Source organism: Ruixingdingia sedimenti, from assembly GCF_031432425.1.
In the GTDB taxonomy this organism is placed as follows: domain Bacteria; phylum Pseudomonadota; class Alphaproteobacteria; order Rhodobacterales; family Rhodobacteraceae; genus Ruixingdingia; species Ruixingdingia sedimenti.
In genome coordinates, this window is record NZ_JAVKPH010000008.1 from 66553 (window position 1) to 78492 (window position 11940).

The 11940-nt window shown below is 69.2% G+C and carries 13 protein-coding genes and 2 riboswitches; of the genes, 12 read left to right on the forward strand and 1 reads right to left on the reverse strand.

Annotated features, from left to right (window positions below):
* Nucleotides 1-54 precede the first annotated feature (54 nt).
* On the reverse strand, nucleotides 55-924 hold the full coding sequence (locus RGD00_RS09275) for a hypothetical protein (protein WP_310457040.1): 870 nt from the start codon (nucleotides 922-924) through the stop codon (nucleotides 55-57).
* A 124-nt stretch (nucleotides 925-1048) separates the two neighbouring features.
* Between RGD00_RS09275 and miaB the strand changes: the two genes are divergently transcribed.
* The 12 genes from miaB to RGD00_RS09335 all read left to right on the forward strand — a co-directional run bounded on the left by miaB (nucleotide 1049) and on the right by RGD00_RS09335 (nucleotide 11940).
* On the forward strand, nucleotides 1049-2371 hold the full coding sequence (gene miaB, locus RGD00_RS09280; protein WP_310457041.1) for a tRNA (N6-isopentenyl adenosine(37)-C2)-methylthiotransferase MiaB: 1323 nt from the start codon (nucleotides 1049-1051) through the stop codon (nucleotides 2369-2371).
* Nucleotides 2372-2571: 200 nt separating this feature from the next.
* Entirely contained in the window at nucleotides 2572-3114 is a 543-nt protein-coding gene (locus RGD00_RS09285) for an OmpA family protein (RefSeq protein ID WP_310457042.1), read from the forward strand.
* A gap of 1 nt (nucleotide 3115) precedes the next feature.
* Nucleotides 3116-3469, forward strand: a complete 354-nt coding sequence (locus RGD00_RS09290; protein ID WP_310457043.1) for a hypothetical protein — start codon at nucleotides 3116-3118, stop codon at nucleotides 3467-3469.
* Between the two features lie 254 nt (nucleotides 3470-3723).
* Nucleotides 3724-4740, forward strand: coding sequence for a PhoH family protein (locus tag RGD00_RS09295; RefSeq protein WP_310457044.1), 1017 nt, complete (start codon nucleotides 3724-3726; stop codon nucleotides 4738-4740).
* The gene (ybeY, locus tag RGD00_RS09300) at nucleotides 4724-5227 is read left to right on the forward strand and encodes an rRNA maturation RNase YbeY (RefSeq protein WP_310457045.1); all 504 of its coding nucleotides are present in this window, start codon (nucleotides 4724-4726) and stop codon (nucleotides 5225-5227) included. The genes RGD00_RS09295 and ybeY overlap by 17 nt, the downstream gene beginning before the upstream one ends.
* A 40-nt stretch (nucleotides 5228-5267) precedes the next feature.
* On the forward strand, nucleotides 5268-6161 hold the full coding sequence (locus tag RGD00_RS09305) for a hemolysin family protein (RefSeq protein ID WP_310457046.1): 894 nt from the start codon (nucleotides 5268-5270) through the stop codon (nucleotides 6159-6161).
* Nucleotides 6162-6197: 36 nt separating this feature from the next.
* Nucleotides 6198-7706, forward strand: a complete 1509-nt coding sequence (lnt, locus tag RGD00_RS09310; RefSeq protein WP_310457047.1) for an apolipoprotein N-acyltransferase — start codon at nucleotides 6198-6200, stop codon at nucleotides 7704-7706.
* A 31-nt stretch (nucleotides 7707-7737) separates the two neighbouring features.
* Nucleotides 7738-7787: riboswitch (SAM-SAH riboswitch) on the forward strand.
* Nucleotides 7788-7793: 6 nt separating this feature from the next.
* Nucleotides 7794-8960 carry a methionine adenosyltransferase gene (gene metK, locus RGD00_RS09315; RefSeq protein WP_310457048.1) on the forward strand — a complete coding sequence of 389 codons (1167 nt, stop codon included), beginning with the start codon at nucleotides 7794-7796 and terminating at the stop codon, nucleotides 8958-8960.
* Nucleotides 8961-9057: 97 nt separating this feature from the next.
* Nucleotides 9058-9160, forward strand: a riboswitch (TPP riboswitch).
* Between the two features lie 57 nt (nucleotides 9161-9217).
* Nucleotides 9218-10021: a bifunctional hydroxymethylpyrimidine kinase/phosphomethylpyrimidine kinase gene (thiD, locus tag RGD00_RS09320; protein WP_310457049.1), complete on the forward strand. Its 804-nt coding sequence runs from the start codon at nucleotides 9218-9220 to the stop codon at nucleotides 10019-10021.
* Complete coding sequence (locus RGD00_RS09325; protein ID WP_310457050.1) at nucleotides 10018-10971, forward strand: FAD-dependent oxidoreductase; 954 nt, start codon at nucleotides 10018-10020, stop codon at nucleotides 10969-10971. Before thiD ends, RGD00_RS09325 begins: the two co-directional genes overlap by 4 nt.
* On the forward strand, nucleotides 10968-11165 hold the full coding sequence (thiS, locus tag RGD00_RS09330; RefSeq protein ID WP_310457051.1) for a sulfur carrier protein ThiS: 198 nt from the start codon (nucleotides 10968-10970) through the stop codon (nucleotides 11163-11165). The genes RGD00_RS09325 and thiS overlap by 4 nt, the downstream gene beginning before the upstream one ends.
* A gap of 1 nt (nucleotide 11166) precedes the next feature.
* Nucleotides 11167-11940: a thiazole synthase gene (locus RGD00_RS09335; protein ID WP_310457052.1), complete on the forward strand. Its 774-nt coding sequence runs from the start codon at nucleotides 11167-11169 to the stop codon at nucleotides 11938-11940.

Sequence of the window (11940 nt, forward strand, 5' to 3'; positions counted from 1 at the left end):
CCGCCCCGGTGCAGCCCCGGGGGGCCGGTCAATGCGGAACCCGGGCCGCCCGTGTCAGAACCATTGCCCCGGTTCCATCAGCCCGAGGCTCATCAACTGCTGGCTGTGCCATTCGAACGGTTCCGAATTGCGCCAGCGGAAGGTCTCGATGTCGTATTTCGACCCCGGATTGGTGCGCAGCGCCTTGGCGGTGCGGAAGGAACAGATCGCCGCCGTCAGGTTGTTGTGCCAGGGGCAGGCGTAGGTGTTGTATTCCTCGATGTTGAAGGTGTGGTTCGACAACAGCTTCAACCCCGGCTGCGCGCGGAAGATGCCGATCCGGTCGATGCGCCGCTTTGCGGGGGGCACATGTTCCTCGAACCGCCAGCGCAGGCCGCCGAAGAAATCCAGCTGCCGTTCCCGGGGGTGGTTGTGGTTCGCCGGGTCGGGGCGGCCGAGCGCGTAATAGCCCGAACGGTCCAGCATCGCATCGTCCAGCGACACCGCATCGGGGTGGCGTGTCAGGTCGGCGGAATAGAGGTCGATGACATAGGTCAGCATCGCGTCGCGCCGTTCCTCGGTGTGGAAGGTCACGAGATCGCGGATGGTGCGGCTTTCGCAGAATGGGAAGAACAGGAACTCGGCGTTGTAGCAATAGTGGAACCATGCCCCGGGTGCGGCGGCGGCGATGCGGTTGACCGCCTCGGGCACGGCGTCGTCGGCGTAGACGTCATGGGCGATCCGGTGGACGGAGGCGGCGAACTGCACCGGCAGCGGCAGTTCGCGCGGCATCAGCGCCACCACCAGCCCGAAGCCCAGTTCCAGCGCATGCGCCAGCGTCGCGGCAACCGCCACCGGGTCTTCCACCACCACGATCGCCGTGGGCCCCTTGGCCAGCTTTGCCCGCGTCTTTTCGACGAAGGCGTCGATGCTGTCGTAGTCCATAGCCGTCCTGCCCGGGTTCTGCCGCCGTTCCTGCCGCAGAATCCGTGAACGCCGCCCAAGATGCAAGCGTTGCGGCAGCACCCCGCCTGCGTGTAAGAGAACGCCTTGAAGTCAGGAGTCGCCGATGGCCGAGGGCAAGAAGCTGTTCATCAAGACCTACGGGTGCCAGATGAACGTCTATGACAGCGAGCGGATGGCAGAGGCGCTCGGGGCCGAGGGCTATGTCGTCACCGACCGGGCCGAGGATGCGGACATGGTGTTGCTGAACACCTGCCATATCCGCGAAAAGGCGTCGGAAAAGGTCTATTCCGACATCGGCCGCCTGCGCCCGCTGAAACAGGCGAAACCGGATCTGAAGGTCGCCGTCGCCGGCTGTGTCGCGCAGGCGGAGGGCGAGGAGATCCTGCGCCGCGCGCCGATGGTGGATCTGGTGGTGGGTCCGCAGGCGTACCATCGCCTGCCGGAAATGGCCCGGCGGGTGGCGGCGGGGGGCCGCGCGCTCGACACCGATTTCCCGGCGGAGGACAAGTTCGACCACCTGCCCAAGCTGCGGTCGAGGGCCGCACCCGCCGCCTTCCTGACGGTGCAGGAGGGATGCGACAAGTTCTGCGCCTTTTGCGTCGTGCCCTATACGCGGGGGGCAGAGGTCAGCCGCCCCGCGGCGCGGATCCTGTCGGAGGCCCGCGCGCTGGTGGACTGCGGCGTGCGCGAACTCACCCTGCTGGGCCAGAACGTCAACGCCTATCACGGCGAGGGCGAGGGGGGCACCTGGGGTCTGGGGCGGCTCGTGCGCGCGCTGGCGCAGATCGAGGGGCTGGAACGCATCCGCTATACCACCAGCCACCCCAACGACATGGCCGACGACCTGATCGAGGCGCATGCCGAGGTGCCGCAGCTGATGCCCTATCTGCACCTGCCGGTGCAATCGGGGTCCGACCGCATCCTCAAGGCGATGAACCGCCGCCATACGGCGGAACAATACCTGCGGCTGGTCGAACGCATCCGCGCCGCGCGGCCCGACATGCTGCTGTCGGGCGATTTCATCGTCGGTTTCCCCGGCGAGACCGAGGCCGATTTCGACGCCACGATGCAGATCCTGCGCGAAGTGAACTATGGCATGGCCTACAGCTTCAAGTATTCCGCCCGCCCCGGCACCCCCGCCGCGGGCCGCACGCCGGTGGACGACGCGGTGGCGGACGACCGGCTGCAACGGCTTCAGGCGCAGATCACCGCGCAGCAGCGCGCCGCGCAGGACGCGATGGTGGGCCGCGAGGTCGGCGTTCTGTACGAAAAGCCCGGGCGGCTGGACGGGCAGCTTGCCGGCAAGTCCGATCACCTGCATGCTGTGCATGTCCATGACCCTGCCGGCCGGGTGGGCGAACTGGTGCGCGTGCGCATCACCGCCGCCGGGCCGAATTCGCTGGCCGGCGAAAGGCTTGGCGGCTGAGGGTTTCCTGCCGGTGGACGGTGCCCGCCGGCAACGCGCATTGTTGTGTCCTGCGCAACAGGTGGTACGATTCGAGGCGCGAATCCATAGATTTTGCTGGACTTCTGGCTATCCTGTGGCATTTCTAAGGCGTTGAATTACGAGGTGGCGTTGCAAGGGGGGCTGCGGCTGTGGAAAGGCGTTTTTCCGGCGCATTGCGAATGGCTGTGACAGGGCTGGTCCTGGCGCTCGGGCTCGGGGTCGCGTCCGAGGGCCTGGCGCAGGCCAAGCCCGAGGTCAGCGGCAGGATCGACTGGGGCGTCTGGGTGGACCCGGACGGCTGCATGCACTGGTGGGCCGACGGCGGCCTCGAAGGCTATATGGTCGAGCGGGTGAACCCCAAGACCGGCAAGCCGGTCTGCCTCAAGCTCAATACCTGCCTGGTCGAGAACACGGATACCCTGTTCGCCACCGACAGCCACAAGCTGACGGCTTCGGGCCGGTCGCGGCTGGAACATTTCTTCCGCAGCTCGGGCGCCTTCGCCTATGCCATCTACGGGCATACCGACAGCCGCGCCTCGGATGAATACAACATGGCCCTGTCGCAGCGCCGGGCCGCCAGCGTGGCAGCGGTCGCACGGTCTGTCGGTGCGGTGGTGGATCGCGAAATCGGCTTCGGCGAACGCCGGCCGATCGCCACCAATTCCACCGCCGCCGGCATGCAGAAGAACCGCCGCGTCGAAGTCGTTTGCTACAGGTGGTGACATGAAAAAGGTGAACCTCAAGGCCCTGAAACTTGCCGCTGCCGGTGTTCTGCTGGCGGTCACGGGCGCCTGCACCACCGCAGGGGGCGTCGATGCGAACGGCCAGCCGCGGCTGATCGCGCAGCCGCGCGACACCTCGTTCATCGACCGCCAGACCCTGCCGCAACAGCAGGCGGCCATCGCCTACGACCCGGACGGTTGCCAGAACTGGCTGATCGACGACGGGGCCGAAGGCTATGCCAGCCGCCGCCGGGACCCGGTGTCGGGCCTGCCGGTCTGCAACAGCGAATACCCGCCGGGCTATGTGGTCAAGAACTACAAGACCAACACCTTCATCGACATCCTGCCGGAATGACGGCGGCGCGCATCGGGCGCGAGGGATCGGGGGGGCCGCGGGGAAACCTGCGGCCCCTACTCTTTGCGGCCCCTTGTCTTTGCGGGCCCGGCATCCCATCTGCGGCCTGTCACGCGGATGTCGTGCAAATCGGCGGATGTATGCGGGGGGCGGGCAACATGCTTGCACCCGGGACCGCAAGGCCGCACACTCGATCCAAGACCCGCGCAACCGACCGAACCGCAACGCCCCACCCGCAGCAGAAGGAACCGCACTTGGGCATCAGCGCGCTGACCCCCCCGCCCCGCCCCGAAGAGTTGACAGAGACGCTTCTGGAATTTCCCGACAACCGCCTGCTGATCGAACTTTGCGGCGAATTCGACCGCAATCTGGCGCAGGTCGAACATGGGCTGGGGGTGCAGATCCTGCGCCGGGGCAACCGGCTGGCGGTGATGGGCGAGGCGGCGGCGCGCCAGCAGGCGGCGCTGGTGCTCGAGGCGCTCTATGCCCGGCTCGAAGCCGGGCGCGGCGTGGGCTCGGGCGACATCGACGCGGCCCTGCGCCCGGCCCGCGGCGGCGATCCCGCGCGCGCGGGGGATGACCAGCTGGAAATGTTCGGCGCGCAGGGGCTGGAACTGCGCACCCGCAAGAAGCCGGTCGAACCCCGGACAGAGGCGCAGAAGGCCTATGTCGCCAACCTTTTCAACCACGAACTCGGCTTCGGCATCGGGCCTGCGGGCACCGGCAAGACCTATCTGGCCGTCGCCGTGGGCGTGACGATGTTCATCGGCGGGCTGGTCGACAAGATCGTCCTGTCGCGCCCCGCGGTCGAGGCGGGCGAACGGTTGGGCTTCCTTCCCGGCGACATGAAGGAAAAGGTCGATCCCTACATGCAGCCGCTTTACGACGCGCTGAACGATTTCCTGCCGGCCAAGCAGGTCGAAAAGCTGATGCAGGAAAAGCGGATCGAGATCGCGCCGCTGGCCTTCATGCGGGGCCGCACGCTGTCGAACGCCTTCATCGTGCTGGACGAGGCGCAGAACGCCACCACCATGCAGATGAAGATGTTCCTGACCCGTCTGGGCGAGGGCAGCCGCATGGTCATCACCGGCGACCGCACGCAGGTGGACCTGCCGCGCGGCGTGGCCTCCGGCCTTGCCGATGCCGAACGGATCCTGAAGGGGGTCAAGGGCGTCAGCTTCAACTATTTCACCGCGCAGGACGTGGTGCGCCACCCGCTTGTCGCCCGCATCATCGAGGCGTATGACCGCGCGGATGGAGACGCTGGTTGACACCGTGATCGAGGACCCGAGGTGGGACGCCTTCGGCCTGCCCGCGCTGGCCGAAACGGCGGCCCATGCGGCGCTGGCCGAACTGGGGCTGCCGGCGCGGGGGTTCGCGATCTGCCTGATGGGCTGCGACGACGCGCGGATCGCGGATCTCAACGCCGATTTCCGCGGCAAGCCGCAGCCGACGAACGTCCTGTCATGGCCATCGGACGAACGCGGGGCGGACCGGCCCGGCGATGCCCCCGGCCTGCCCGAACCGGGCGATGCGGACGACCCCGAGGAACTGGGCGACATCGCCATCGCGTATGAGACCTGCATGGCCGAGGCGGCGGCGCAGGCCAAGCCCCCCCGCGACCATGTGGCGCATCTGATCGTCCATGGCGTCCTGCATCTGCTGGGCTACGACCATGTGGAAGACGCCGACGCCGCGCTGATGGAAAGGATCGAGATCAGCGCCCTTGCGCGGCTGGGTATTGCTGACCCATATTGATCCTGCGCCCCCTGCCGGGCGTGCCAGATGGAAAGGGACAATGGGAAGTAGCAACGACGCGGTGGCCGAAGGACAGCCGGGCCAGTCCGCCGATCCTGACGAGGGTAGTAGTCAACGCGGCTTTTTCGGCCGCATCCTCAGCGCGCTGTCGCCTTCGGACCACGAATCCGACGAAGAGCCACCCGCGCGCAGCGCCGCCGCCACCGCGATTTCGGTGATGCACAACTTGCGCCAGCAGCGGGTCTATGACGTGGCGATGCCCAAGGCCGAAATCGTCGCCGTGCCGCTGGACATCACCCGCGAGGAACTGGTCGAGGTCTTTCGCGAACACGGCTTTTCCCGGGTGCCGGTCTACAAGGACACGCTGGATTCGCCCCAGGGCCTTGTCATGCTCAAGGATTTCGCGCTGACCTACGGCTTCGGCAAGGAAAACGGCGCGTTCGATCTGAAAACACTGATCCGCCCGGTGATCTATGCGCCGCCGTCGATGCCGCTGGCCGTGTTGTTGCAGCGGATGCAGGCCGAACGGGTGCATATGGCGCTGGTGATCGACGAATACGGCGGCGTGGACGGGCTGGTCACGATCGAGGACCTGCTGGAAACCATCGTCGGCGACATCGCCGATGAACATGACATCGACGAGGACACCCTGTGGGTGGCCGAAAAGCCCGGCACCTATCTGGTGCAGGCCCGCATCCCGCTGGAGGAACTCGAATCCGTCACCGGGCTTAGCCTGCGCGCCGACGAGGACGACGAGGATGTCGATACGCTCGGCGGGCTGGTGTTCCTGCGCGTGGGGCGGGTGCCGGAACGGGGCGAGGTCGTGGTGCACGAATCGGGGGCAGAGATCGAGGTGGTCGATGCCGATCCGCGGCGGATCAACCGGCTGCGGCTGCGCCTGCCCGGGGCGGCCCGCGGCGCGATTCCGGCCTGAGGGCGCAGGTTGACGGGCAGGGCGGGGGCCTTCGGCATGCGTGCGCGGCAATGGGGCCTTGGGCTGTCGCGGCCTAGGGCGCTGATGCTGGCCGCCCTGCTGGGGGCCTTGGCGGCGCTTGGGCAGGTGCCGTTTTCGCTGTGGTTCGTGGCGCTGCCGGCCTGGGCGGCGGGGCTGGCGCTGATCGCTGCCGCGCCGCGCCCGGGGTTGGCGGCGGGGCGGGCGTGGCTGTTCGGCGCCGGGCATTTCGCCGTCGCGCTGCACTGGATCGTGGAACCGTTTCAGGTCGATCCCGCCCGCGACGGCTGGATGGCGCCCTTCGCGCTGGTCGGCATGGCCTTTGGGCTCGCGCTGTTCTGGGCGGGGGCCGGCTGGCTGGCGGCGCGGGTCATGCGCGATGGGCCGGGCCGTGCGCTGGCGCTGGTGGCGGCGCTGAGCCTGGCGGAGTTCATCCGCGGCCATATCTTCACCGGCTTTCCCTGGGCGCTGCCCGGCCATATCTGGATCGGCCTTGCGCCGATGCAGCTGGCCGCCTGGGTCGGGGCCTATGGGCTGACGTTGCTGACGCTGCTGGCGGTGGCGCTGCCCGCCGCGGCGGGCTGGCGCGGCGGGGCGGTGGGGGCGCTGCTGGTCGCGGGCATGGCGGCGGCGGGGTACTGGCAGGGGGCGCAGCCCGTGCCGCCCGCGCCGGGGCCGGTGGTCCGGCTGGTGCAGCCCAACGCCATCCAGTCGCTGAAATGGGACCCGGACTGGGCGCGCGAATTCTTCGGCCGTCAGATCGCCGCCACCGCTGCCCCCGGCGACCGCCGCCCCGACCTGATCGTCTGGCCCGAAACCGCGGTGCCCTTCCTGCTGAACGACCCGGGCCGGGGGCTCGACCTGATCGCAGAGGCGGCGGATGGTGTTCCCGTCGCGCTCGGCATCCAGCGGACGGAAGGGTGGCGCGGCTTCAACAGCCTTGCGGTGCTGGCGACCGACGGCGCGATGCCCGCCATCAGCGCGGTCTATGACAAGCACCATCTGGTGCCCTTCGGCGAATATATCCCCTTCGGCGACCGGATGGCGGACTGGTTCGGCATCATCGCCTTTGCCGCGCAGGAAGGGCACGGCTATTCCGCCGGCCCGGGGCCGGAACTGATCGACCTCGGCCCCCTTGGCCGGGCGCTGCCGCTGATCTGCTACGAGGCCGTGTTTCCTCAGGACATCCGCCGCCTGCCGCGCGCCGACTGGCTGTTGCAGGTGACGAATGACGCCTGGTTCGGCGATCTGGCGGGGCCGTGGCAGCACCTTAGCCTCGCCCGCCTGCGTGCGGTGGAACAGGGGCTGCCGCTGATGCGCGCGGCCAATACCGGCGTGACGGCGGTGGTCGATGCGCGCGGCCGCGTGCTGGCGCAGATGGGGTTGGGCGAGGTCGGCCATCTGGATGCGCCCCTGCCCGCCGCGCTGCCGCCCACCGTTTATGCCCGCGCGGGGGAATGGCCGTTCTTCGGCCTTCTTGCCACAGTCGCCCTTTTCGCCGCCATTCGCCGCAGGCGGCGCGATTGACCTGCCCCCGCGGCGGGCCTAAGACTTCACCGAACCGTCACAACGGCTTCCTGGCGTGACGGGGATCAACCCAATGGAGCACTTCCCATGCCGCGCAAGAACTATGTGTTTACCTCCGAATCCGTGTCGGAGGGGCACCCCGACAAGCTGTGCGACCGCATTTCCGATGCGGTTCTCGACGCGCTTCTGACCGAAGAACCCAACGCGCGCGTCGCCTGCGAGACGTTCGCGACCTCGGGCCTTGTCGTGATTGGCGGCGAAGTCGGCCTGTCGAACCAGGAACGGCTGAAGGACTATATGGGCCGCATCGGCCAGATCGCCCGCGACTGCATCAAGGACATCGGATACGAACAGGAAAAGTTCCACTGGAACACCTGCCATGTGATGAACTTCCTGCACGAACAATCCGCCCATATCGCGCAGGGCGTGGACCGGGACGGTGCGGGCGATCAGGGCATCATGTTCGGCTATGCCGTGAACGAAACGCCGGAACTGATGCCCGCCCCGATCCAGTACGCCCATGCGATCCTGCGGCGGCTGGCAGAGGTGCGCAAATCCGGCAGGGAACCCGAACTGCGCCCCGACGCGAAATCGCAGCTTTCCGTGCGGTACGAGGATGGCAAGCCGGTCGAGGTCACGTCCATCGTGCTGTCGCACCAGCACGCGCACGAGGGGCAGAGTTCAGACGACATCCGCGCCATCGTGGAGCCCTATATCCGCGAGGTGCTGCCCTCGGGCTGGATCACCGACAAGACCGAGTGGCATGTGAACCCCACCGGCTGCTTCGTGATCGGCGGGCCGGATGGCGACGCCGGCCTGACCGGGCGCAAGATCATCGTGGATACCTATGGCGGGGCCGCCCCGCATGGCGGCGGCGCGTTTTCCGGCAAGGACCCGACCAAGGTGGACCGCTCGGCCGCCTATGCCGCGCGCTATCTGGCCAAGAACGTGGTCGCGGCGGGGCTGGCGGAACGCTGCACGCTGCAACTGTCCTACGCCATCGGCGTCGCGCGGCCGCTGTCGATCTATGTCGACACCCACGGCACCGGCCGGGTGGAGGAAGAGGCGATCGAGCGGGCGGCGATGCAGGTGATGGACCTGACGCCGCGCGGGATCCGCGAACATCTGGGGCTCAACAAGCCGATCTACAGCCGCACCGCCGCCTATGGCCATTTCGGCCGCGCGCCGGAGGCGGACGGCGGTTTCAGCTGGGAAAAGACCGATCTGGTCGAGGCGCTGAAAAAAGCCGTCTGACCCCTGCCCATATCCTGCAAAGGGCGCCCCCCGGGGCGCCCTTTCGCATTCTGCACCCCGGGGGCTTGCCCGCCGCGCCGGAACGCCCTACCCTGCGCGCATTCCGTTGGGGTGCCCCGTTCCGGGGCTGAGAGGCATCGCGCCAACCCATCGAACCTGATCCGGGCAATACCGGCGTAGGGAACGGAGCAAGACCGGGCGTTCGCGCCCCTTATGCCCCCCGTGCCCTTCCCTGTTGTCCGTAACCGGAGGGGAACATGGCAAGGGTCGCAAGGCTTCTGATCATTGCGGGGTCCGACAGCGGCGGAGGGGCGGGGATTCAGGCCGACCTGAAGGCCGCATCCGCGCTTGGCGTCTATGCCATGACCGCCGTCACCGCGATCACGGCGCAGAATACGGTGGGCGTGCAGGCCGTGGCGGGCATCGACCCCGCGCTGGTGCGGGCGCAGATCGCATCGGTGCTGGACGACATCGGCGCGGATGCGGTGAAGATCGGGATGCTGGGTTCCGCCGCCGTCACCCGGGTGGTGGCCGAGGCGCTGGCGGGGTACGCGGGCCCGGTGGTGCTCGATCCCGTGATGGTGGCGAAATCGGGCGATACGCTGCTGGCGGATGCGGCCATCGGCGCGCTGCACGAATATCTGCTGCCCCGCGCCACCCTGCTGACCCCCAACCTGCCGGAGGCCGCGCGGCTTCTGGGCCTTGCGCCCGCGCGCGATGCGGCGGGGGCAGAGTTGCAGGGCCATGCGCTGCGGGCGCTCGGCCCCGGGGCGGTGCTGATGAAGGGCGGGCATGCGGCGGGGCCGGTCTGCCGCGACCTGCTGGTGACGCCCGGCGGCACGGCGGAATTCACCGCCCCCCGCATCGCCACCCGCAACACGCATGGCACGGGCTGTTCGCTGTCGTCGGCCATCGCGGCGGAACTGGCCAAGGGCGCGGCGCTGGAACAGGCGGTGCGCCGGGCGCATGGCTGGCTGCACGGCGCCATCGTCGCCGCCGACGGGTTGCAGATCGGGCAGGGCCACGGCCCCGTCCACCATTTCCACGAGGTCTGGGCATGACCCGCGTCACCGTCCTTGGCGCAGGTGTTGCGGGCCTTTGCGTGGCGCAGGAACTGGCCTGCCGCGGGGCGCAGGTCACGGTGATCGACCCGGCAGGCGCGCCCGGCCCCGGGGCCTGTTCGTGGTGGGCGGGCGGCATGCTCGCCCCCTTTTGCGAGGGCGAGGTGGCCGAACCCGAGGTCGTCGACCTGGGCCGGACGGCCGCCGCATGGTGGTGCGCGGCGGGGGCGGATGTGACCGATGCCGGAACGCTGGTGCTGGCGCTGTCGCGCGACCGGGCGGAGCTTGACCGCTTTGCCCGCCGCACGCAGGGCCACCGCTGGCTGGACCGGGCGGGGATCGCCGGGCTGGAACCCGCGCTGGCCGAACGGTTCGACCGCGCGCTGTTCTTCGATACCGAGGCGCATCTGGCCCCGCGCGCCACGCTGACCGGCCTGCGCGACAGGCTGGCGGCGCGGGGTGTGGCGTTCCTGACCGAAGGTGCCCCGGAGGGGACGGTGATCGACTGCCGCGGCCTCGCCGCCCGCGACAGGCTGGCGGACCTGCGCGGGGTCAGGGGCGAAATGGCGGTCCTGCGCGCGCCGGGCCTTGGCCTTGCCCGCCCCGTCCGGCTGCTGCACCCGCGCCATCCGCTCTACCTCGTGCCGCGGGGGGATGACGTCTACATGCTTGGCGCCACGCAGATCGAGGGCGACGGGCGCGGCCCCGCCACGCTGCGCGCGGTGGTGGAACTGCTGAACGCGGCCTATGCGATCCACCCCGCTTTCGCAGAGGCCGAGGTGCTGGAAATCGGCGCCGACGCCCGCCCCGCCTTCCCCGACAACATGCCGCGTGTGCTGCGGGCAGGCGGGCGGCTGCATGTCAACGGATTGTATCGGCACGGTTTTCTGCTGGCCCCCGCACTGGCGCGGCAGGCGGCGGATATGGTTCTGACGCAGGAGGGAACATGAACATCATCGTGAACGGCGAACCCCGGCAGGTGACGGCCCCCGATCTGGCGGGCGCGCTGGCGGAACTGGGTTACGGCGGCGCGCGGGTGGCGACGGCGGTGAACGGGGCCTTCGTCCCCGCCGGGGCGCGGGCCGGGCAGGCACTGGCCGAAGGCGACCGGGTGGAGGTTCTGGCGCCAAGGCAAGGGGGCTGAGATGCCGGTTTTCTATGGCACCGACATCGCCTCGTCCCTGATGCTGGGGACGGCGCAATACCCCTCGCCCAAGGTGCTGGCCGATGCCTTTCGCCGGTCGGGCGCCGGGGTGGCCACCGTTTCGCTGCGCCGTGAAAGCGCGGCGGGCGGGGCGGGCCGGGCGTTCGGCGACCTGATCCGGGGCCTTGGCGTGCCTGTCCTGCCCAACACCGCCGGTTGCCACAGCGTGCGGGATGCCGTGACCACCGCCCATATGGCGCGGGAAGTCTTCGGCACCGACTGGATCAAGCTGGAGGTCATCGGCCACCCCGACACGCTGCAACCCGACCCCTTCGGGTTGGTGGAGGCGGCGCGGATCCTTGCCGCCGACGGCTTCAAGGTCTTTCCCTATACGACCGAGGATGGCGTTCTGGCCGGCCGGCTGCTGGATGCGGGTTGTCGGGTGCTGATGCCTTGGGGCGCGCCCATCGGCACCGGGCGGGGGCTCGCCAACCCCTACGCCCTGCGCACCCTGCGCGCGCAGTTCCCCGATGTGCCGATGGTGATCGACGCGGGGTTGGGCCTGCCGAGCCATGCCGCGCAGGCGATGGAACTGGGCTTCGACGCCGTGCTGCTGAACACCGCCGTGGCGAAGGCGGGCGACCCGGCGGCGATGGCCGAGGCGTTCGCGCTCGCCGTCCGCGCCGGGCGGCTGGCCCATGGCGCCGACCCGATGGAGCCGCGCGACATGGCCGCGCCCTCGACCCCCGTTCTGGGACTGGCGGTGCTGGAGTGA

What these genes read in the sequence shown, in the direction of transcription:
- RGD00_RS09275 (WP_310457040.1), bottom strand. Translation starts at nt 924, where the DNA reads ATGGACTACGACAGCATCGACGCCTTCGTCGAAAAGACGCGGGCAAAG.
- miaB (WP_310457041.1), top strand. Translation starts at nt 1,049, where the DNA reads ATGGCCGAGGGCAAGAAGCTGTTCATCAAGACCTACGGGTGCCAGATG.
- RGD00_RS09285 (WP_310457042.1), top strand. Translation starts at nt 2,572, where the DNA reads ATGGCTGTGACAGGGCTGGTCCTGGCGCTCGGGCTCGGGGTCGCGTCC.
- RGD00_RS09290 (WP_310457043.1), top strand. Translation starts at nt 3,116, where the DNA reads ATGAAAAAGGTGAACCTCAAGGCCCTGAAACTTGCCGCTGCCGGTGTT.
- ybeY (WP_310457045.1), top strand. Translation starts at nt 4,724, where the DNA reads ATGGAGACGCTGGTTGACACCGTGATCGAGGACCCGAGGTGGGACGCC.
- RGD00_RS09305 (WP_310457046.1), top strand. Translation starts at nt 5,268, where the DNA reads ATGGGAAGTAGCAACGACGCGGTGGCCGAAGGACAGCCGGGCCAGTCC.
- lnt (WP_310457047.1), top strand. Translation starts at nt 6,198, where the DNA reads ATGCGTGCGCGGCAATGGGGCCTTGGGCTGTCGCGGCCTAGGGCGCTG.
- metK (WP_310457048.1), top strand. Translation starts at nt 7,794, where the DNA reads ATGCCGCGCAAGAACTATGTGTTTACCTCCGAATCCGTGTCGGAGGGG.
- thiD (WP_310457049.1), top strand. Translation starts at nt 9,218, where the DNA reads ATGGCAAGGGTCGCAAGGCTTCTGATCATTGCGGGGTCCGACAGCGGC.
- RGD00_RS09325 (WP_310457050.1), top strand. Translation starts at nt 10,018, where the DNA reads ATGACCCGCGTCACCGTCCTTGGCGCAGGTGTTGCGGGCCTTTGCGTG.
- thiS (WP_310457051.1), top strand. Translation starts at nt 10,968, where the DNA reads ATGAACATCATCGTGAACGGCGAACCCCGGCAGGTGACGGCCCCCGAT.
- RGD00_RS09335 (WP_310457052.1), top strand. Translation starts at nt 11,167, where the DNA reads ATGCCGGTTTTCTATGGCACCGACATCGCCTCGTCCCTGATGCTGGGG.